The sequence below is a fragment of the Mesorhizobium metallidurans STM 2683 genome (assembly GCF_000350085.1).
Lineage (GTDB): Bacteria > Pseudomonadota > Alphaproteobacteria > Rhizobiales > Rhizobiaceae > Mesorhizobium > Mesorhizobium metallidurans.
In genome coordinates this window covers 1-20,459 of the sequence record NZ_CAUM01000117.1, presented here as the reverse complement: position 1 = coordinate 20,459, position 20,459 = coordinate 1, and the positions used below count along the sequence as shown (strand labels likewise).

The 20,459-nt window shown below is 63.9% G+C and carries 19 protein-coding genes; 10 read left to right on the top strand and 9 right to left on the bottom strand.

What is annotated here, in order from left to right; all coding sequences use genetic code 11:
- Positions 1-7: 7 nt before the first annotated feature.
- Positions 8-994 (bottom strand): BMP family protein, encoded by a 987-nt coding sequence (locus tag MESS2_RS19115; RefSeq protein WP_008876061.1) that lies wholly within the window; start codon positions 992-994, stop codon positions 8-10.
- A 266-nt stretch (positions 995-1,260) separates the two neighbouring features.
- Here MESS2_RS19115 and MESS2_RS19110 point away from each other — a divergent pair, with 266 nt between their 5' ends.
- Positions 1,261-1,821 carry an IclR family transcriptional regulator gene (locus MESS2_RS19110; RefSeq protein ID WP_157357765.1) on the top strand — a complete coding sequence of 187 codons (561 nt, stop codon included), beginning with the start codon at positions 1,261-1,263 and terminating at the stop codon, positions 1,819-1,821.
- A gap of 118 nt (positions 1,822-1,939) precedes the next feature.
- Here MESS2_RS19110 and MESS2_RS19105 read toward each other — a convergent pair whose 3' ends face one another.
- The 7 genes from MESS2_RS19105 to MESS2_RS19075 all read right to left on the bottom strand — a co-directional run bounded on the left by MESS2_RS19105 (position 1,940) and on the right by MESS2_RS19075 (position 10,478).
- Positions 1,940-2,818 carry an SMP-30/gluconolactonase/LRE family protein gene (locus MESS2_RS19105; RefSeq protein ID WP_008876059.1) on the bottom strand — a complete coding sequence of 293 codons (879 nt, stop codon included), beginning with the start codon at positions 2,816-2,818 and terminating at the stop codon, positions 1,940-1,942.
- Positions 2,819-2,855: 37 nt separating this feature from the next.
- Entirely contained in the window at positions 2,856-3,818 is a 963-nt protein-coding gene (gene kce, locus MESS2_RS19100) for a 3,5-dioxohexanoate:acetyl-CoA acetone transferase (protein WP_008876058.1), read from the bottom strand.
- Positions 3,815-4,762, bottom strand: coding sequence for a 3-hydroxyacyl-CoA dehydrogenase (locus tag MESS2_RS19095; protein ID WP_008876057.1), 948 nt, complete (start codon positions 4,760-4,762; stop codon positions 3,815-3,817). Before MESS2_RS19095 ends, kce begins: the two co-directional genes overlap by 4 nt.
- Before the next feature lie 11 nt (positions 4,763-4,773).
- Positions 4,774-5,580 (bottom strand): SDR family oxidoreductase, encoded by an 807-nt coding sequence (locus MESS2_RS19090; RefSeq protein ID WP_083918603.1) that lies wholly within the window; start codon positions 5,578-5,580, stop codon positions 4,774-4,776.
- Positions 5,581-5,593: 13 nt separating this feature from the next.
- On the bottom strand, positions 5,594-7,675 hold the full coding sequence (locus MESS2_RS19085; protein WP_008876055.1) for an ABC transporter permease: 2,082 nt from the start codon (positions 7,673-7,675) through the stop codon (positions 5,594-5,596).
- Complete coding sequence (locus MESS2_RS19080) at positions 7,672-9,204, bottom strand: sugar ABC transporter ATP-binding protein (RefSeq protein WP_008876054.1); 1,533 nt, start codon at positions 9,202-9,204, stop codon at positions 7,672-7,674. The genes MESS2_RS19085 and MESS2_RS19080 overlap by 4 nt, the downstream gene beginning before the upstream one ends.
- Positions 9,205-9,350: 146 nt before the next feature.
- Positions 9,351-10,478: a sugar ABC transporter substrate-binding protein gene (locus MESS2_RS19075; protein ID WP_008876053.1), complete on the bottom strand. Its 1,128-nt coding sequence runs from the start codon at positions 10,476-10,478 to the stop codon at positions 9,351-9,353.
- 322 nt (positions 10,479-10,800) lie between these two features.
- Between MESS2_RS19075 and MESS2_RS19070 the strand changes: the two genes are divergently transcribed.
- Positions 10,801-11,481 (top strand): FCD domain-containing protein, encoded by a 681-nt coding sequence (locus MESS2_RS19070; RefSeq protein ID WP_040593524.1) that lies wholly within the window; start codon positions 10,801-10,803, stop codon positions 11,479-11,481.
- A 55-nt stretch (positions 11,482-11,536) separates the two neighbouring features.
- Here the strand turns inward: MESS2_RS19070 and MESS2_RS19065 are convergent, their stop codons facing one another.
- On the bottom strand, positions 11,537-12,634 hold the full coding sequence (locus MESS2_RS19065; RefSeq protein WP_008876050.1) for a lactonase family protein: 1,098 nt from the start codon (positions 12,632-12,634) through the stop codon (positions 11,537-11,539).
- A gap of 199 nt (positions 12,635-12,833) precedes the next feature.
- On the opposite strand from MESS2_RS19065, the gene MESS2_RS19060 reads away from it, so the two are divergent.
- The 8 genes from MESS2_RS19060 to MESS2_RS19025 all read left to right on the top strand — a co-directional run bounded on the left by MESS2_RS19060 (position 12,834) and on the right by MESS2_RS19025 (position 20,436).
- On the top strand, positions 12,834-13,385 hold the full coding sequence (locus MESS2_RS19060; protein ID WP_008876049.1) for a MaoC family dehydratase: 552 nt from the start codon (positions 12,834-12,836) through the stop codon (positions 13,383-13,385).
- A gap of 2 nt (positions 13,386-13,387) precedes the next feature.
- Complete coding sequence (locus MESS2_RS19055; protein WP_008876048.1) at positions 13,388-14,548, top strand: CaiB/BaiF CoA transferase family protein; 1,161 nt, start codon at positions 13,388-13,390, stop codon at positions 14,546-14,548.
- On the top strand, positions 14,545-15,714 hold the full coding sequence (locus tag MESS2_RS19050; RefSeq protein ID WP_008876047.1) for an extracellular solute-binding protein: 1,170 nt from the start codon (positions 14,545-14,547) through the stop codon (positions 15,712-15,714). Before MESS2_RS19055 ends, MESS2_RS19050 begins: the two co-directional genes overlap by 4 nt.
- 25 nt (positions 15,715-15,739) lie before the next feature.
- Positions 15,740-16,927, top strand: coding sequence for an ABC transporter substrate-binding protein (locus MESS2_RS19045; RefSeq protein ID WP_008876046.1), 1,188 nt, complete (start codon positions 15,740-15,742; stop codon positions 16,925-16,927).
- Positions 16,928-16,999: 72 nt separating this feature from the next.
- The gene (locus tag MESS2_RS19040; protein ID WP_008876045.1) at positions 17,000-17,737 is read left to right on the top strand and encodes an ATP-binding cassette domain-containing protein; all 738 of its coding nucleotides are present in this window, start codon (positions 17,000-17,002) and stop codon (positions 17,735-17,737) included.
- Positions 17,730-18,518 (top strand): ATP-binding cassette domain-containing protein, encoded by a 789-nt coding sequence (locus MESS2_RS19035; RefSeq protein WP_008876044.1) that lies wholly within the window; start codon positions 17,730-17,732, stop codon positions 18,516-18,518. Before MESS2_RS19040 ends, MESS2_RS19035 begins: the two co-directional genes overlap by 8 nt.
- Positions 18,515-19,468 (top strand): ABC transporter permease, encoded by a 954-nt coding sequence (locus tag MESS2_RS19030; protein ID WP_008876043.1) that lies wholly within the window; start codon positions 18,515-18,517, stop codon positions 19,466-19,468. Before MESS2_RS19035 ends, MESS2_RS19030 begins: the two co-directional genes overlap by 4 nt.
- Positions 19,465-20,436 (top strand): ABC transporter permease, encoded by a 972-nt coding sequence (locus MESS2_RS19025; RefSeq protein ID WP_008876042.1) that lies wholly within the window; start codon positions 19,465-19,467, stop codon positions 20,434-20,436. Before MESS2_RS19030 ends, MESS2_RS19025 begins: the two co-directional genes overlap by 4 nt.
- The last annotated feature ends 23 nt before the right edge of the window (positions 20,437-20,459 follow it).

The window sequence follows — 20,459 nt, the reverse complement described above, 5'->3', positions numbered from 1 at the left end:
AACTGACTTACTTCGGTTCATCCATGTTACGAGGAACCTCGAAGGTGCCGGCCTTGATCTCGGCACGCTTGGCTTCCATCGCGGCTTCCGCATCGGCCGGGGCGACACCCTTCACATAAGCGATGTCGCTGCCGCCTTCCTTGAGGAGACCGAAGGCGGTGTAGTCCTTGCCGACCGGCTTGCCAGCCGCAACGTCGGCAAGAGCGGCGTCGAGAATCGGGCGGAAACCCCAAAGTGCGTTGGCGAAGACGGTTTGCGGGTAGCGCGGCGTGTAGTCGATTAGCGAACCGACGGACTTGATGCCCCTCTCCTTGGCGGCGTCGGCGGTGCCGATGCGCTCGCCGAACAGGATATCGGCGCCGGCGTCGATCTGGGCAAGCCCGGCTTCGCGTGCCTTCGGCGGGTCGAAGAAAGTGCCGATGAAGGCGACAAGCAGCTTCGCGTCCGGATTGACGGCCTTCACGCCTTCGCCGAAAGCGTTGATCAGCATGTTGACTTCCGGGATCGGCATGGCGCCGACGGAGCCGACGATATTGCTCTTGGTCATCTTGCCTGCCAGCATGCCGGCGAGATAGGCACCGTCATGGTTCCAGGTGCCGAAGACGCCGAAATTGTCACCTGATTCCTTGCCGCTCGAACCGAGCACGAAGGTCGTTTCCGGATAGTCGGCGGCTACCTCGCGGGCCTCGGTTTCCACCGCATACGCCTCGCCGATGATCAGCTTGTTGCCCTGCTCGGCATACTCACGCATGGCGCGCGCATAGTCCGTGCCAGACACTCCTTCGGAGAACACATATTCGATGACGCCTTCGGATGCCGCGTCCTGCAGCGCCTTGTGCAGGACCGAGTTCCAGGCGTTTTCGACCGGCGAGCCGTGGATGCCCGCAACCTTGATTGGAGCGGATGCGCGGGCGTTCGGAAGGAATGCGGTTGCACCAAGTGCCGCGGCGGAAGCGAGCAAGGCTCGGCGAGATAGAAGCACGTCGGTCGTCATGGCTCAGATCCCCTTATTTTACCATTTGGTCCAGATTTCTAGGAGTTGCCCAAAACAGTGTCAAGCAATGGATGTGCCTATCGACTAAGCAACTGACTGATCCGAGACATCCAGCTGGTACCTGCAGGTCGCCGGGTCCATGAAATTGGGGGACGAGGGCAGGAAAACTTGGCCGTCAACGCGGCCTAGATGATCGAGCGGCGGATCGAAGGTCAGCCGCCCAGTTGCGCGGCGGCTACTATCCGAGTCCGCGCTGGCAATCGGTCGTGCAGACGATAAGCGAAAACGACCCGCTGCCCGACACGCTGCGCGAAATGGTTGACGAGATCGCTACGCGCACTGGTGAGACGACTGCACTAGGATCCGCCTCCGGGCCCTTCGCCGTCTTCCTCTACGTGCGCGAGTCGCGCCAGCCGATCCGCTGCTTCGCCGAAGTGGGAACGCGGGTTCCGATCCATGCCAGTTCGGCCCGCCGTGCGATCCTCGCGCAGATGGAGCCGAAGGAGAGGGAGACGCTGTATCGCAAGCTGGTCTTCGAAAAGTATACCGATACCACGCCGATGAGCATCGAACGCATCGAAGCGGAGCTGCGCGCCGCCGCTGAGCGGGGCTACCATCAGAGCAATTCCGAATACATTCCGGATCTCGCCGGCGTTTCCTTCCCGATCCCGCTCGGCGTCAAGCGCCTATCCGTGGTGATGGCCGGGCCGGTGTCACGCTGCCTGGAGCGCAGAGCCGAAATCGCGCGGGTCATGTCGGAATCCGTACGAAGATCAGGCTTCGCGGCGCCGAGCTTGCAGGCCGATGAGACAAGAGTCGCGACGTGAAAGTGTTGACGGTCCTCAGATCCAGTGTTTCGATCGAGGCGCTCATCCGCAGCATGGCCGACCAGGCCGTCGTGACCATCGATGTGCCGGACGGTATCAGCGGACGAAAAAGATCATTTCAGCCGCCGAATCTCGGCTCCGGTGTTCCGGTCACGCCAAGGCCGGTGATCGCGAAAAGGCTACCGCGCAGGACGCCGTCGCCGGGAAAACGCGGCAGCGGCGGCTTGGCCATCGAGGTGACGTAGAGGGTGTCCAGCTTCGGTCCGCCGAACATGACGCTGGTGATCTTCTTCACCGGCATGTCGATGATGCGATCGATGCTGCCGTCGGGCGCATAGCGCACCAGCCGACCATCATAGACCAGCGCATTCCACAGGAACCCTTCGGCATCGACCGTCGATCCGTCGGCCGCGCCGCCGCGGCTGGTGTCGACACGGGTGAAGGTGCGCCGGTTCGTCGCCGCACCCGTGGCGATGTCGTAGTCGTAGGCCCAGATCTCGCCAGTCCAGGTATCCGCGAAATAGAAGGTGCGGTCGTCGGGGCTCCAGCACGGGCCGTTCGAGCAGATGATGCCGGAATCGATCCTGGTGACGGAAAAATCCGAATCGAGTCTGTAGAGACCGCCGGACGGCCCCTCTTCCATCGTGTCCATGGAGCCGGCGAAGAAACGGCCGCGCCGGTCGACCTTGCCGTCGTTGAGACGGTTCGTCGGCCTGTCCGGCTCCGGATCGTGGATCAAAGTCACATCGCCGGTGGCGAAATCGAGCAGATGGAAGCCGCGCTGCAGCGAGACCACCGCGCCGCTGCCGTCCTTGCGCAGCGCCATCGAGCCGATCTTCATCGGCACGTCCCATGAGCGGATCTCGCGTCCGTCGGCGGTGGCTCGAAACACGCGCCCGTCGAAACTGTCGATCCAGTAGAGGCGCTGCTGTTCGACGTCCCACAGGGGTCCCTCGCCCAGCGTGGTCTTCACGTCCACCACGACTTCGATCTTCATGCCTTCCTCCTTTGTTTGGCGCCGGCGCCGCGACTGGTCAGAAAGCCACCTTGTCGCCGCCCTTCAATGACAGGATCTCGCGCGCCTCGTCGGGCGTTGCCACCTCCATGCCGAGCCCCTCGATGATCTTGCGGGCAAGCAACACCTGTTCGGCATTCGACTTCGCCAGTTTGCCCTTGCCCGCCCAGAGACTGTCCTCCAGCCCGACGCGGATGTTGCCGCCAAGGGCCGCCGACTGCGCGGCGATGCGAAGCTGGCTGGCACCGGCGCCCAGCACCGACCAGCGGAACTGGTCGCCGAACAGCCGGTCGGCTGTACGCTTCATGTGGGCAACGTCTTCGGGATGCGTGCCGATGCCACCGAGCAGCCCGAACACCGACTGCACGAAGAACGGTGGCTTCACCAGCCCGCGATCGGCGAAGTGGGAGAGGTTGTAGAGATGGGCGATATCGTAGCACTCGAACTCGAAGCGCGTGCCATTGTCGTAGCAGGTCGCCAGAATGTACTTGATATCCCTGAACGAGTTGCGGAAGACGAGGTCGCGCGTCGCTTCCAGATGCGGCTTTTCCCAATCGAACTTGAAGGTCTGGTATTTGTCGGCGAGGTGATAGAGCCCGAAATTGATCGAACCCATATTGAGTGAGGCCACCTCGGGCTTGAACTGGGCGGCCGGGCGCACGCGCTCCTCGACCTTCATGTAAGGGCTGCCGCCAGTGGTGATGTTGATGGCGGCGTCGGTGCCTTGCTTGATGCGCGGCAGGAAACGGCCGAAGGCCTCGGGCGTCTGGTCGGGCTTGCCGGTCTTAGGATCGCGGGCATGCAGATGCAGGATCGCGGCGCCGGCTTCGGCCGCGGCGATCGCCTCCGAGGCGATCTGGTCCGGCGTGGTCGGCAGATAGGGCGACATGGTCGGCGTATGGATCGCCCCCGTCACCGCGCAGGTGATGATGACCTTGCCGCCGGTCTGCATGGCGCCGGGCTTGCGGCTTGTTTCTCTCATTTTCCAAACTCCCGATCCGATTTTTTCTTGTGCGCCGCCAGCGCCATCAGCCGGCGGTCGCGCCACAGCTGCCGCTCGCCGAGGCTCTCCCGCGGCAGGCGCTTGCGCCGGCCGTTTTCCACCGTCGCCATGACCTCGCCGGCCCAGTCGACGCGGCGCAGCATCTGCGGGAAGATGTTCGAATAGATCGACTGGTAGCGCTCGACATAGTCGCGCACGCCGCCGGGCGCATTGAGGTCGATCGTCTCGAACGGTCCCATGAACGACCAGCGCAGCGCCAGCCCGTCGCGGATGCCGATATCGACATCCTCGACGCTGGCATAGCCGTCGGCGACGAGCCGGAAAGCCTCTTCCAGCAGCGCGCCTTGCAAACGGTTCATGATGAAGCCGTCGAGCTCGCGCTGCATCACCAGCGGCGCATGGCCGGCGTCAACGAGGAAGGCGCTGGTCCGTTCGACCGTCTCAGCGGAGGTCCATGGCGCCGGCACCACCTCGGCCGCCGGGATGAGATAGGGCGGATTGATCGGGTGCACGACGAGACAGCGGTGCCGTCCTTTGAGATGGTCGGTGAATTTCGACGGCAGCAGCGCCGAGGTCGAACTGGCGATCACCGCTTGCGGACCGGCCAGCGCATCGATCAGGGAAAACACCTCGCGCTTCACGTCGAGGTTTTCCGGCGTGTTCTCCTGGACATGAACGGCCTCGGTCAGCGCCTCCTCGAGCTCCGCGACGACGGCGATGCGATCGAGCACGGCGTCGACCGTCTGCCCGCGCAGCAGGTCGTTCGACGCGAGATCACCCAGCACACCGCTGATATAGTCGCGGGCGCCGCCTGTCGCAGCCGGCGACTGGTCCCACATGCGCACATCGTGGCCGGCGCGGGCGAAGCTGATCGCCCAGGCCCGCCCGATGAAGCCACTGCCGACAATCGCCACCTTTGCCATCGATCGGTTCCTCAGAGTGTTTCGACATTGCCGTCGACGCCGAGCGACTGGCCGGAAATGTTGACGCCGGCATCGGAGAGCAGGAAGGCGACCATCGAGGCGACGTCGTAGGGGCTGGTCATGCGGCGCAGCGAAATGTTCTGGAGATAGCGCCCCGTCATCTCCTCATGGCTGATGCCGACCTGCCTGGCGCGTGCCGCAATGACGCTTTCGATGCGCGGGCCTTCGATAATGCCGGGCAGGATGGCGTTGACCCTGATGCCGTGCGGCCCGAGTTCCTTGGCGAGGCTCTGCGTGAGGCCGATGACGCCGAACTTGGCCGCCGAATAGGGCGTGCGGAACGCGTAGCCATGGCGGCCCGCCGCCGACGACATCGATACGATCGAACCGCCGCCCGCCGCCTTGATCAACGGCACGGCGCGCCGGGCGCAGAGGAACTGGCCGGTCAGGCAGATGTCGATGCAGCGCCGCCAGTCCGCCGGATCGATCTCGTCGACGCCGCCGGTCGGCCCGGCGATGCCGGCATTGTTGATCAGCGCGTCGAGCCCGCCGAGCTTCTCCTTGACCGCCTCGAATAGCCGGTCGACATCGGCCTCACGCGAGACGTCGGCCTTGACCGTATCGACGAGCGCGATCTTGCCGGGTGCGGCTGCCAGCGCTTCGTCGGAAACGTCGCACACCACGATGCGCGCGCCGAGCCGCGACAGCGTGTCGGCGATGGCCAGGCCGATGCCGCCGGCACCGGCCGTCACCAGCACGCGCTGTCCCTTCAGCCCACCCAGAAATTCGTCCGCCGTTTCAGGCGCCTTTGCACTCATCATCCTGTCCTTCTCATTGCAGTCGCCGTTCGCGCAGCGCCATGACGGCGCCCAGAACGACCAGCCCGTAAAGAATTGCCCTCGTGGCGTAGGGAAGCGTGGTGCCGGCCAACAGCATCTGCAACGCCGTCAGCAACAAAACGCCGCCGAGCATGCCGAGATAGTGGCCGCGCCCGCCAGTGATCAGCGCGCCACCGACCACCACCACGGCAATCGACGGCAAGAGATAGTCGTCGCCCATGCCGAGGCTCGCCTGGCCCGAAAAGCCGGTCAGCATGATGCCGACGATCGCAGCACAGACAGCCGAAAGCATGTAGACCAGGATCAGCGTGCGCTCGACGCCGATCCCCGACATTCGTGCCGCGCGCAGTCCGTTGCCGATGCCGTAGACCCGGCGTCCGAACGGCGTGCGCCCCAGCAGCAGCACCGCCGCTATAACGAAGACGACCATCAGCAGAACGACCGGCGTCACGAGACCGAGCCTGGCCGTCATGAACCAGCGCAGCATCGGCGACGAAAATCCGGCTGGCGTTCCCTGCGAATAGAGCAGCGCGCAACCTTGCAGAATGCCGTTGGTGGCGAGCGTCATGACGATCGGCGAGATGCCGAGATAGACGATGCCGAAACCATTGGCGAAGCCGATGGCGCAAGCGATCAGGAGCACGGTCGGCAAGGCATAGACGAGCGCCGCATCGGAGCCGTTGACCATGCCGGCCAGGATGATGCCGGAAATGCCGATCGTCCACGGCACGGAGAGATTGAGGCCTCCGGTCAGGATGACGGTTCCCTGCCCTAGCGCCAGGACGGCGAGGAACGTCGACAACACGAGCAACGAGTTCCAGTAACCCGGATTGAGGATGGTGCGGCCGAGCCATATCTGGGTGACGACCACGATGATGATGAGGCAGACGTAGGCGGGCAGCGCATAGCGCAGCGTCTCGGCATTGCGCAGACGGAAAGCCGGGCGCGGCGATATCTCGCTGCGTTGGTCATGCGATGGCCGGGCGATCTTGAGACGCCGGTCCACGCGCTCGAGCTGCGAGGGCAATATGCCGGCGCGCCAGGCGGCGACCCTGGCTCGCGCGGCACGAAGCTGAACCGCAAGCACCGAAGCGTGAGAGATCGAGCCGGCAAGAGCCGCCAGCACGAGTATGGTGCCTTCGGCGATCGTCGAATAGTAGGCCGACACGTTCAGCACCAGCAGGATGTTCACCACGATCATCAGGACATAGGCGCCGAAGACGGTGCCCACCGGGCCGCCCTGCCCGCCGCCGAGACGCGTGCCACCGACTACGACCGCCGCGAACATCGAGAGCAGCAGCGGATTGCCGACCAGCGGATCGCCGCTGCCGGTCTGAGCGCTGATGAACACGCCGGCAAGACCGTAGCAGCCGCCGGCGATCACATAGACTGCAAAGCGCACAAGCACGACGTTGATGCCGACCGCCGCGGCCGAATCCGCGTCGCTGCCGACGGCATAGAGCGCGGTACCGAAGCGGGTCCCCTTCAGCCAGAACCAGGCGAGCAGGACGACGCCGATCACCACCAGCGGCATCGGCAGCCAGTTGGCGATCGCGTCGCCGAGGTAGAATGTGCCGAGATCGGGCGACACGAAGCCACCGGGCTTGTCCATCACCAGCAGCGTCACGCCTTGCAGGATGAACATGGTGGACAGCGTCACCACGATCGGCTGCATGCGCAGCACCGCGATGAAGAAGCCGTTGAAGGCGCCAACCGCCATGCCGACGCCGATGCCGGCCGCCGTCCACAGGATGACGCTGGCGCCAGGCGCCATCGGATCCATGCTTGAGGCCAACACGACATTGACCAGCGATATCGCCGCGCCGGCGGACAGGTCGAAGCCGCCCGACAGGATCACGATGGTCTGGCCGATCGCCGCGAGCGCCGAGGTCGCGCCGCCGCTCGACAGGAACGACACGTCAAAATAGGTGAGCGGCCCGGCGCTGACCCAGTCGACGATGAAGAGCAGGATCGCCAGGACGACCGCGGCGATCAGCGCGCCACTATTTCGCACCAGCGCGCGGCGCAGCCCGACGCCGCTGGAGGCAGGGGATGGAAGCGCTGCGCTGCTCATGCGGCGGCGTCCCCGGCATGCCCGAGCGCCGGGCGCATGATGGCCGGTTCGGTGATAGCGTCACCTTCGAGCTCGGCCGCGATGCGTCCGTCATAGAGAACCAGGACCCGGTCGCATTGATGGACCAGTTCGGGAATCTCGGTCGAGTGCAGCAGGATCGAGCCGCCGGCGGCCACGTAGTTTCGCATCATCACATAGAGTTCGTGCTTGGTGCCGACATCGATGCCACGGGTGGGATCGAACAGAAGCAGGATGCGGCTCTGCGCCACCAGCCATTTTGCAATGGCGATCTTCTGCTGATTGCCGCCGGAAAACGCGCCGGCCCGCGTCCACAGTGCGCGACGGTCGACTTTGACAGTGACGAACGCCTCCTCGACGGAGCGCGTCTCGGCCTCTGCATCGACGAGGCCGAAACGTGTGAAGCGCGACACCACGGGCAGCGTGGCGTTCTCACTGCCCGACAATTTCAGGAACAGACCTTCGGATTTTCGGTCCTCGGGCACCAGGCCGATCGCCATGTTAGGCCGCAATGCATCCGCGGGCGAACCAAGCCATACCTTGCGGCCGTCAACCAGGATGTCGCCGCTGGTGATTTCGGCCATGCCGAAGCAGGCCAGGAACAGGTCCTGCTGGCCCATGCCCTGCAATCCCGCGACGCCGAGGATCTCGCCTTTGCGCAGGTCGAAGCCGACGCCGTCGAGCTTGCTTCCGACCTTCAGGTCGCGCACGCCCAGGACCGGCGGCCCGAAAGCCTGGGCGCCGTCGGGCTTGGGCGGAAAGGTCTGCTCGATGCTGCGGCCGATGATCTTTTCGATCACGTCTGCGTCCGAGACATCAGCGACCGGGGCGGTGACGATATGGCGGCCGTTCCTCAGGATCGTCAGCGTCTCGCAGAAGGCGCGGACCTCGCGCATGCGATGGGTGATGAAGACGATGGTCGTGCCTTCCGCTTTCAACCTGGCGATGATGTCGCCCAGCCAGTCGACGTCGCGGCCGGCGAGCGTCGAGGTCGGCTCGTCGAGTAGCAGGATGCGCGGTTTGCGATAGACGGCGCGCGCGATCTCGATCTTCTGGCGCACCGAAAGCTCAAGTTCGCCCACCTCGGCATCGAGATCGACGGAAAAGCCGAGATCGTCGATGTGGCGGCGGACCGCCTTGCGCGCGGCAGCGCGACGGATCAGGCCGGAGACGCCGACGGGAGCGTAAGGCAGCAACATGTTGTCGAGGACGGTGAGATCGCGCACCAGCGTCATCTCCTGGAACGCGGTCTGCACGCCCAACGCGTGTGCTGCGCGCGGTGCGCCGTAGCCGATCTCCTTGTCGAAGACGCGGACATGGCCTTCGCTCGGCCGCACCAGTCCCGACAGGAGTTTCACCAGTGTCGACTTGCCGGCGCCATTTTCACCCAGCAACGCATGGACACTGCCGGGCGCGATCCGGAACGACACGCCGTCCAGCGCAATGGTGGGGCCGAAGGCCTTGCTGATGCCGTCGATCTCGACGGCGGGAAGCTCGGGGTGTTCTGTCATTGTCCTCGATCGCCAGCCTTCGCCCGTATCGACGATGCACGGACAGCGATGTCCGTGCATCGTCACGATCGCCTTGGGAGGCTTTACGTCTCTGTTTTGTGCATGTCGTTGTGCCAAAACCGCTGCACACTTTTGGGCGACATGCACTATTCTTCCGGCTGGCCGACGAGAGCAGCTGCGAGGCCGATCTCGGGTGTTTGATCCGAGAAGATCGAGGCGAACCAGCCGGGATTGGAGACGAGCGACGGCTTGAAGGCGTTACAGCCGGCCTTCATCTCCGCCCAGGTGCCTTCATCGCATAGTTTGATCGTCTCACTGGTGACGACCGGCAGCGGCAGGATCGTGGTCTTCGGCACATCCTTGCCTTCAATCGCTTCGACGGCCAGCTTCAAGGCGAGTGCCCCGGAATAAGGCGGCGAGGCGTAGGAAATGCGTTGCGCACCGAGCGGCGCATAGGGGGAAGCCGCACCTTCGACCTCGGTGCCCTCCGGCAGCATCTGGATGCGGCCGCCATTGGAGCCTTCGCCGGCGCAGGGCAGGAGTTCGCTGGTCTTCTTGCCGGCCTCGAGCTGCATCGAATTGGCGGTGAAGCAGCCGACCTGCATCCACAGCCCGTTGATGTCGTCCCAATTGCGGGTGGCCAGGATTTTCGAAAGCTCGGTGCGGGCAACCGCCTGGCTCCACATGCCGACGGCCTCGCCGACGATCTTGATGTCAGGATATTTGGCGAAGACTTCCTTGGCCGCCTTTGTGCGTTGATCGTCGACGGATGTTCCGGGAACACCGGTGATGGCGATGATATTACCTTTGCCATTGAGCTTCTTTGCGAGCCATTCGGCGGTCACCCTGCCCGCTTCCAATTGGTCGATATGGACATTGTATGCACAAGGCTCGGTGATCTCCGCGTCGTAGGCAAAGACCTTCACACCCTTGTCGCAGGCATTTTTCACGACCTGATTGAGCGCGGTCGGCGAGATCGGATACACGACGATCGCCTCGGCGCCGCTTTGCACCATTGCGTTGATCTGCTGGATCTGGCGCTGCGCGTTGGGTCCGGCGACCTGGACCTGCAGGTCGACCTTGTCGGCCAGGCTCTTATGAGCGGCCATGGCCTTGACCATGTTGGCCGCCTCCGCCTGCCAATCGTTGCCGATGTAGCTCATGCTGAGAAATATCTTGTGCTTTTCAGCCGCCTGCGCGGCGGACAGGCCAAAAGCGCATGCAGCCATGCCGGCCAGCAGCGCGAGCGGCCGGACTTTCAATCCGATACCCATGTATTCCTCCCAATCCGAACGACCGAATGCCTCCCAAGGGCACGAAACGTAACCCTTGTCATTCGATGCCATCGACCGTATCATGATTTGATCAAAGATCAATGATGAAATCTGCTGAACTCCAAACCGGTGGTCGAGGCGGCTTGACGCGGCAATCCGAACCTTGCATTCCGGACACAGGCGGTAGCGTCGCCCTAAAGCGCGCCGCGTTTGACCGGCCTCATGCGACGCGCTTTAGGTTGTTGTTTTTATGCATGTCGTTATCGCAAAACCGCCGCACGCTTTTGCGCGACATGCATTAGGGCGGGAAGGTTGACGGGAGATGGCTGGATCGGCGTTCAGGAAGCCGGGGGTCGAGATAACTCCCTTGTCCCGGGAAACCCTGCAGGACAGGGTCTATCGCCATGTCACCGAACTGATCCTCGACGGCAGCATCGTGCCCGGCGAGATGGTTACGGTTCAGAGCCTCGCCGATGCTTTCGGCGTCAGCCCGATGCCGGTCAGGGAAGCGCTACGGCGCCTGACCGCCGCCAATGCGCTCATGGTGGTTTCGGGCCGATCGATCGGCATTCCGGCGCTCAGTCGCGCGCGCCTCATCGACCTCAGGAATGTCCGATACGAGATCGAAGCGATCGCCGCCGCCTGGGCAGCGGAGCGCATGGACGACCGAGGCGTGGCGCTGCTGCGCCAGCATCTCGATGCGCTCGAACAGGCCAATGCCGCCGGCGACGTGAAGTCGTATCTCAGAGCCAACTACGCCTTTCACTTCTCGATCTATCGGGCGGCCGGTTCCGAGAACATGCTCAACATCATCGAGAACCTGTGGCTGCAGATCAGCCCCTATTTCAACATGCTGCACGATTCCGGGAACTATTCGACCGCCAACGAGCACCATCAGGAGATGTTCGCGGCGCTGCGCGACCGCGATGCGGAGGCGGTTCGGGCCGCGGTCCGCGCCGACATCGATGCGGCCTTCGACGTGCTGGTCGGTCTGCTGGGCTAAGGATTTGGATCTCTCAGGTGCCCAGCCGACGCCGTCGAGTAGCGCAGAAAACACCTCAACGCACCATCTTCACACACATCGGTGTGCCGATCTCGATAGCCCGTCCAGTGTCGGTCAGCATGCCACTGTCGGCGCCGCGTGCGAAGATCGAAATGCGGTCGGCATTCTGGTTGGCTGAGAAGAGATGGCCGCCGGACGGGGTCAGCGCAAGATTGCGTGGCGTTGAACCACCACAAGGGACATAATCGACAAGGCTCAATGCTCCTGTCTGCTGGTCGACCGCCATGATGACGATGCTGTCGTGACCACGGTTGGAGCCATAGACAAAACGGCCGTCCGGCGCGATCTGGATATCGGCGCAATGGTTGCTGTCGCGCGCCTCGGCCGGCACCGCCGGCTTGGCGTCGATGATCGAGAGCTTGCCAGTGTCCTCATCCAGCGCCATCGAAACGATGGTCGAGTCCAGCTCGTTCATGACGAAGACGAACCGTCCATTGGGATGCAAGGCAAGATGGCGTGGGCCGGCGCCCGGCGGCAGGGCGGACTCGGCGAGCTTGCTCAGCCTCCCATCCGGCTCGATATGGTAGGAGACCAGCCGGTCGATGCCGAGGTCCGCGACGACCACTGTTCCACCGCCAATGGTTTCGGTTACGCTGTGGGCATGGGACCGCTCCTGCCGCGCCAGATTCGGACCCGTGCCGGTATGCGATACGCTGGCCAGCGGCGCCGACAGTGCGCCGTTCTCCTCAAAACCATAGACCGCCACCGCCCGATCCGGTCCACCCTCGCCCATGCCGTAATTCGCCACCAAAAGCTTCGTCCCGTCGCGGGTGATGGCGTTGTGGGCGGTGATGCTGCCCAGCGAAGGCTGCTTGTTCAGATAGCTTAGCGTAGCCGTCGCGCGGTCAAAGCTGTAGGCGGAGACCGTTCCTTCCCGCCAGGTGAAGACTTCCGAGTTGGCGTAGATGCGTGCGCCGTCGGGGGTCACCGACAGGAACGTCGGATTGTCGATGTCATTGGTCTCGGCCAGTTTTCGCGTTTCCAGCGTCTCTTCGTTGAAGCCGTGGACGCTGAGGCCGACACCGCGCGCGCCCTGAAAATACGGCGCCTCACGGTTCAGGCTGCCGATGAAGACCAGACAGGCATTGCGCATGATTTCCTCCCTGCCCCGCCAGCGCTTCGGCGCGCGGGAACAGCCAAAATTTCGCCTGTTCACGCTTGCAACGCAACCCCATATGTGAAAATACTATTTACAAAAGAAGATTGACCGGAGGAGACGTCGTGCTTTTCGACGCATTGCTGCATGTTCAAGCGGTTGTGCGGCTTCGCGCCCAGGGCTGGCGGAGCCGGGCATGAACGACTTTGCGCCAACTGTCGGTGTCGCCTCGACGCATCCTGCCAACATGCCCGGGGATCACGCCGCGCTGCCGGTGTGGAATGCGGAGAACTGGTTTTATGAGGACTGGCCGGTAGGGCAGAAAATCCGCTCGTTGCGCCGCACGATGGCGGAAGGCGACAGCCACCTCTTCAACACGCTGGTGCTCGATATCCACCCTTATGTGCAGGACCAGATGTTTGCCGAGAGCGAAGGCATTTTCGGCAAGCGGCTGATCGCTGGCGCCTTTGTCTTCTCGGCCGGGCTGGGGCTGGTCGCCACCAATTGCGTCAACGCCTTTTCCTATGGCTACGACAAGCTTCGCTTCATAAAGCCTGTCTTCATTGGTGACACGATCTATTCGATCCGCTCCAACCTCGACAAGAAGCCCCGCTACAAGGAGATGGGGCTGATCCGCGCCAGCTATGAAGTGTTCAAGGGCGAAGGCGAGCTTGTTCTCTACTGTGAGCACTTGCAGACGGTGAAGTACCGCAACCCTGCCGATTTCGTCGGCAAGACGGAGAAATAACAATGCCGGCAGCAGCCGAATTGCCGCTTGCCGGTCTCACCGTCGTCGACATGAGCCAGTTCCTGTCCGGTCCCTATTGCTCGCTGCGGCTGCTCGATCTTGGCGCCCGCGTGATCAAGATCGAGCGGCCGGATGGCGGTGACCTGTCACGCAGGCTCTACCTCAGCGACACCGAGATCGGTGGCGATTCCACGATCTTCCATGCCATCAACCGGGCCAAGGAAAGCCTCGCCATCGACCTCAAGAACGAGGCCGATCTCAAGGTACTGCGCGGCCTTCTGGCCAAGGCCGACGTGCTGATCCAGAACTTCCGACCGGGCGTCATCGAGCGGCTCGGCCTGGACTATGAGTCCGTCCGCAAGCTTAACCCGCGCCTGGTCTATGCTTCGATCAGCGGCTATGGCGAGGATGGCCCATGGGTCAAGCGGCCGGGCCAGGATCTGCTGGCGCAGGCGCGCTCCGGTGTGATGTGGTTGAACGGCGACGAGGACCAGGGACCGGTGCCGTTCGGCCTCGCCATCGGCGACATGCTGGCGGGTGCTGCCTGCGCGCAAGGCATCCTGGCAGCACTTGTGCGGCGCGGCATCACCGGCCAGGGAAGTCATATCGAAACCAGCCTGCTGGAAGCGCTGATCGATTTCCAGTTTGAAGTGCTGACCACGCACCTCAATGACGGCCGCCGCCTACCCAGGCGCTCCAGCTTCCGCAGCGCGCATGCCTATCTGTCGGCGCCCTATGGCGTGTACCCCGCCAAGGACGGCTACCTCGCCGTCGCCATGACGCCGATCCCCAAGCTCGCCGATCTGCTGTCGCTTAGCGACTTGGCGCCCTATCGCGACAAACCGGCATCGTGGTTCACAGCGCGCGACGACATCAAGGCGATCATCGCGCAAAGGATCGCCACCAAGACGATCGACGAATGGCTGGCCATTCTGGAGCCGGCCGACATCTGGTGCGCCAAGGTGCTGAGCTGGCCGGAAATGCTGGCAAGCGAGGGGTTCCGGTCGCTCGACATGCTGCAGACCGTAACGCGTGAGGACAACGTCTCGATCCTCACCACCAGTTCGCCGCTAAGGGTCGACGGTATCAGAGCCAAGGTCGACCGGGCGGCACCCCGCATCGGCGAGCACAGCACGAAAATCCGCGAGGAGTTCGGCCTGTGAGCACACGCACGCTCAAAGGCATGACCTGGAGCCATACGCGCGGCTACGACCCCATGGTCGCCTGCTCTTCCCTCTGGGAGCAGAAGACCGGCGTAGCCATCGAATGGGACAAGCACTCGCTGCAGGATTTCGAATCCTTCCCGGTCGAGGAACTGGCGCGGGCCTACGACCTGATCGTCATCGACCATCCGCATGTCGGCCAGATAACGGCGGAACGCTGCCTCGAACCGCTGGATGTCGCCGGCCGCGAGGCGGAGCTTGCGGCCTTGGCCTCAGGCAGCGTCGGCCAATCCTATCCGAGCTACAATTGGCAGGGACGGCAATGGGCATTTCCGATCGATGCGGCAAGCCAAGTCCAGGCCTGGCGGCCGGACGCGCTTGATGCACCGCCCGCGCGCTGGAGCGAGGTGCTCGATCTCGCCCGGCAAGGCCGTGTGCTGCTGCCGCTGCGCCCGCCCCATTGCCTGATGACGTTCTTCACGCTTGCCGGCAATCTCGGCCATCCCTGCGCGACCGATCCATCAGTCGATCTCATCGATAGCGGGGCCGGCAGCAACGTCTTCGAGACGATGCGCGAGATCGCGGCGCTGGTCGATCCTGCCTGCTTCGAGATGGATCCGATCGCCGTTTCGGAACGCATGGCGGAGGCCGGTTCCAGGATCGTCTGCGCACCGCTGATCTATGGCTATGTTTCCTATGCAGCGACTGGTTTCCGCGCGAACCGGCTGGCATTTGCCGACATTCCGCTGGTCGGTTCTGGTGGTCCGATGGGCTCGGCGCTTGGCGGCACGGGCATAGCGGTCTCTGCCTTCTCCAGGGCGAAGGATGCCGCAATCGATTTCGCCTATTGGGTCGCCAGCGGCGAAGTCCAGCGCGGGGCCTATGCCGCCTCGGGTGGCCAGCCCGGCCATGCGGCGGCGTGGGAGGACCGAACCGTCAACGCCGCGACCGGCAATTTCTACAGGGATACGCGCTCGACGCTGGAAGGCGCATGGGTGCGGCCGCGCCATGACGGCTACATGGCGTTCCAGCAGGCGGCATCCAACTACATCATTTCCGGCATGACCTCCGGGCGCCAAGCCGCCCGGGTCGTTGCCGATCTCAATCGCTTGTTTCGGGACAGTGTTCCGGCGCAGGCGTCCGGCGCTGCCGGTGGAGGAGCCTGAACGAAACCGAATGGAGGAGAAAAAGATGACAGGAATGATCCGCGGCATGCTGGCCGCAACCGCCCTTGCCTCGATTGCAACGACTGCCCTGGCGCAGGACGTGCAAGGCGTCATCGGCGGGCTGCCGGCCGAACTCAAGGCGCAATATGACGGCGCGCCGCAGAAGGTACTGCCTTCGGCCTGGGACAATTTCATGCCGCCGCCGAAGCCATGGAAGTGGTGTCATTCGGAATCCTACCAAGGCAACCCGTGGCGGGTCACGGTGACCAAGGAGTTGAAGCGTCTTGTCGACGGGCTGATCGCCGACGGCACCGTCTCCAGCTTCGAAGTTTCCGATTCCAACAATGACGCCAGCCAGCAGATCAACCAGATCCGCGCCTTCATCGACAAGAAGTGCTCGATCATCACGTCGATCCCGGGTTCGGCGACGGCGCTGGACGATGCCATCGACGCGGCCGCCAAGGCCGGCATCCCGTTCATCACGGCGGCCGGTTCGGTGACCAGCCCGAACGCGATCAATGTCGATTCCAACTATGCGCGCTGGGGCTATGACATGATGACGGCGATCGGCAAGGCCCAGCCGGACGGTGCCAGCATCCTTTTGGTCGAAGGCATCGCCGGCCACCCGATCGTGGTCCAGGAGCGCCAGGGCGCTGACAAGGCGCTGGCCGAAAATCCGAAGCTGAAGATCTCGCGCAACGTCAACGGCAACTGGACGGCCAACGTCACCAAGACCGTGGTGCTGCAGGCGATCGCCACCAATCCAGCGCCGATCGACGCGGTGTGGACGACAGGCAGCGAAAGCCGCGTCGTTGCCGAAGCCTTCGCCGAGGCCGGACGGCCGGCGCCGCTGATCACCGGCTCGATTACCGGCGATGCGCTGGGCTATTGGAAGGCCAATCCCGACAAGTACCGCTTCGAAGGCCATGCCGTGCTGCCGCACTGGACCGCCGAGACGCTGTTCCGCGTCGGCGAACGCATGCTCGACGGCCAGAAGCCGAAGCTGAACACGCTGCTGATCCCGATCCCGCCTGTTCACAGCGCCGATCTCGGTGCGTGGTACAAGGACTGCATGACGACGGATGCGGTGTCGATTTTCCCGGTGCCGCCGACGGACCCGATGCCGGAAGAATGGCTCGACGCCTATTTCTCGAACCCGGCGCCAACCAAGGGCTGGGATTATTCGAAGGTGCCAGATGCCTGTGCAAAGTGACGCCTGCGCGAAATAAGGTTTCGACAAGCCGGCTTCTTTCTGGGAGCCGGCTTGCCATCATTGAAACGCGATATGCTTGAAATCCGAAACATCTCCAAACGCTATGGCGAGACGATCGCTCTTGCCGATGCCTCGATCGAGTTCCGGTCGGGGACGATCCACACCATTCTGGGTGAGAACGGTTCGGGCAAGAGCACGATGGTCAAGCTCCTGTCCGGCATCGTCCAGCCGGACAGTGGCGCGATCCTGCTGCACGGCAAGCCGTTCTCCGGCACCAACCCCTCTGCCTTCCAGCCGCAAGGTTTCGCGACGGTCTTCCAGGAGGTGCTGATCGCACCGGATCGCAGCGTGACGGACAACATCCTGCTTGGTCTCGACGGACTGGTCCGGCGCACCGTTGCCCGCAACGAGCGCCGCGACAGGGCAGCGCTGGCGCTGAAGCGTTTCGCGGTCACCGACGTTCCCCTTGACGTACAAGCCGGCCTGTTGCCGCTTGCCGCGCAGCAATTGGTCGTTCTCGCCCGCGCGATCGTGCGCAACCCAAAAATCCTCATTCTCGACGAGGTTACCGCCGCGCTCGACTTCGCCGACCGCGAGTCCGTCTTTTCGCTGATGCGCGCCCTTGCCGGCGAAGGCTGCCTCATCCTGTTCATCACGCATCGCATGGATGAAGTGATGTCGCTGTCGGATCGTATTTCGATCCTGCGCGGGGGCCGCGTGGTGCGTACCGAAGAGCGTGGCGCCTCGTCACCGGCTGAACTTCTCAAGGCAATGGCGCCACGCACCGCGGCGGAGCTGGCGCATGGCTGATCGCCACGTCCCTGACTTTGGTGGCCCCGACTTTCGTGGCCCTGACTTTGGTGGTCTCGCCATTCGCGACCTCGTCATCGCGCCCGGCGCCAGTCCGATCCGCCAAGCGATTGCTCCCGGCGAGATCGTCGGCCTTGCCGGCCTCGACGGCCATGGCCAGGAGCTGTTCCTCAAGATGCTCGCCGGCCTTGCGCCACCGCTTGGCGGCTCGATCGTGCTCGACCTGCCCGGCGGAGGCGGCAAGATCACCGGGTTCCGCAAGGCCGTCTCCAGCGGCATCGCCTACCTGCCGCGCGACAGGCGGGCGAACGGCATTTTCCCGACCCAGTCGGTGCTCGACAATTTCGCCGTCTCGACGCTGTCTCGCGATACGCGCCTCGGCCTGATCAGTCCGGCGGCACGAAGGGCGCGCTACGACATCTACCGGGAGAAACTGTCGATCGTGGCGCCCCGGCCCGATGCGCCGATCACCACACTGTCGGGCGGCAACCAGCAGAAGGTGCTGCTGGCACGAGCACTGGCTCTGGAACCCGCGATCCTGCTGCTCAACGACCCGACACGTGGCGTCGATGTCGCAACACGGCACGTGCTCTACGACGTCTTTCGGGGCCTGGCGTCCGACGGCATGGGACTTGTCATCCTTTCCAGCGAGATCGAGGAGATTCTTCTCCTGTGCCATCGCGTGCTGGTGTTTCGCGAGAACGAGGTCGCCGCTGAGATTGCCGGCCAGGCGCTGACCACCGACACCGTTATATCAGCCATGTTCGGACGTGCGGCATGAGCCTGACCAAACGCTTCCCGGCTCTCTGGCGAAGCGTCGGCTTCGCCGCGGTGCTGCTGGTCATCCTGCTTGCGGTCAATCTCACCCTCGGTCCGGCGCGGTTCCAGCCGGGGTCGTGGGGCGCGCTGATCGGACTGGCCGCGCCCTTGATCGGCGCGGCCATCGCCTCGACGCCGGTGATCCTTGCCGGCCGTGGCGGCATCGACATCTCGGTCGGGCCGCTGATGGGTTTCGTCAACGCCGTGGTGATCCAGGTGCTTTTCCTTGGAGCCGGCATCTCCTCGCCCCTGATCCTCGTGCCTGCCGCGCTGCTCGTCGGCGCGCTGGTCGGTGCGGCGAACGGCTTTCTGGCGACGATCGTGCGCATCCAGCCGATCGTCGCCACGCTTGGCACCTATCTGATCCTCACCGGCGTCACGCTGACAATCCTGCCGGCGCCGATCGGTCCCGCACCGGCCTGGCTCAAGGCTTTGTCCGGCCCGCTGTCGATGCTGCCGCTGGCGGCAATGTTCATTGCCTGGTGGCTGGTGCGGCGCACCCCTTATTACGATCAACTCATGGCGGTCGGCAGCGACGACCGCGCCGCTTACACCGCCGGTGTCGACGTCACGCGCGTGCGCTTCATCGCCTATGTCATGACCGGCATTCTTGGTGGATGCGCCGGGCTGATGCTGACCGCACTGATCGGCTCCGCCGATCCCAATATCGGACCGACCTACACGCTGATCGCGATTGCCGCCGTCGCTCTCGGCGGCGTCAGCCTGGCCGGCGGCCGTGGCGGTGTGGCGGGCGCGGCGATCGGCGCCATCGACATCTTCCTCCTGCAAAGCGTGCTGACGACATTCAATGTCTCGACCTTCGTCCTGCAGATCGCCTATGGCGCGATACTGGTGCTGGCCGTGATGCTGACGGCGTTGCAGGAACGTCTAGCCAACAGGAGGCCGACATGAGCTTTGGCCGAAACCTGTTTGCCACCACCAACGCCCGTGTCATCGGTGCTTTCTGCGTCGCCGCCCTTCTGCACGCGGTCGGCACCGCTCTCATTTCGGGCTACTCGACGCCGTTTGCCGTACGCGCCATGCTGGTGCTCGCCTCGCTGCTTGCCGTCGCCTCGATCGGGCAGACGCTGGTCGTGATCATGGGCGGCATCGACCTGTCCATTCCCTTCGTCATCGGCTTCGCCAATGTCGTCGCGGCGCAGCTCTATGGCGACGGCTGGAACTTTTTTCTCGTCTGCGGCCTCGTCGGGGTGCTGGCGATCATTATCGGCGGACTTAACGGGCTGATCTCGCGCAGCCTCGACATCCAGCCGCTTATCGTCACGCTCGGCATCGGCATGGTCGTGCAAGGGCTGGTGCTGTTGTGGACAGCGGGCTTTCCGTCAGGCTCCGCGCCGCAAGCCGTTTCCAGTTTCGTGTCGATCGGCGGCTCGGCCGGGCCGTTGCCGGTGCCGTGGCTGGTGCCCTGTCTCGTCGTGCTGACGGCATTCGTCGTTCTGGTGCTGGAGCGAACACCCTATGGACGCCGGCTCTACGCGCTGGGCAGCAATCCCGGCGCCGCACCGCTGGCGCTGATCGACCCGGTTCGCATGTGGGTCGTCACCTATGCGGCAAGCGCCTTCTTCGCCGCCGTGGCGGGGGTGCTGCTGCTCGGCTTCACCGGTTCGGCCTATGGCGATGTCGGCCAGCCCTATCTGTTCCAGACCATTGCGGCGGTCGTTGTCGGCGGCGCGGCGCTGGTTGGTGGCCGGGGCAGCTATCTCGGCACGATCGCCGGCGTTCTGGTGCTGACCGAAATCAACACGCTGCTGATCGGCCTCGGCTTCCAGCCCTCGGCGGTGCAGGCCGCGCTTGGCTTCACCATCGTGCTGCTGGTCTCACTCTACGGCCGCGAACGGCACGTCTCGGCAACGATCTGAGGCTGCGCCAAGTCGACTAGTGG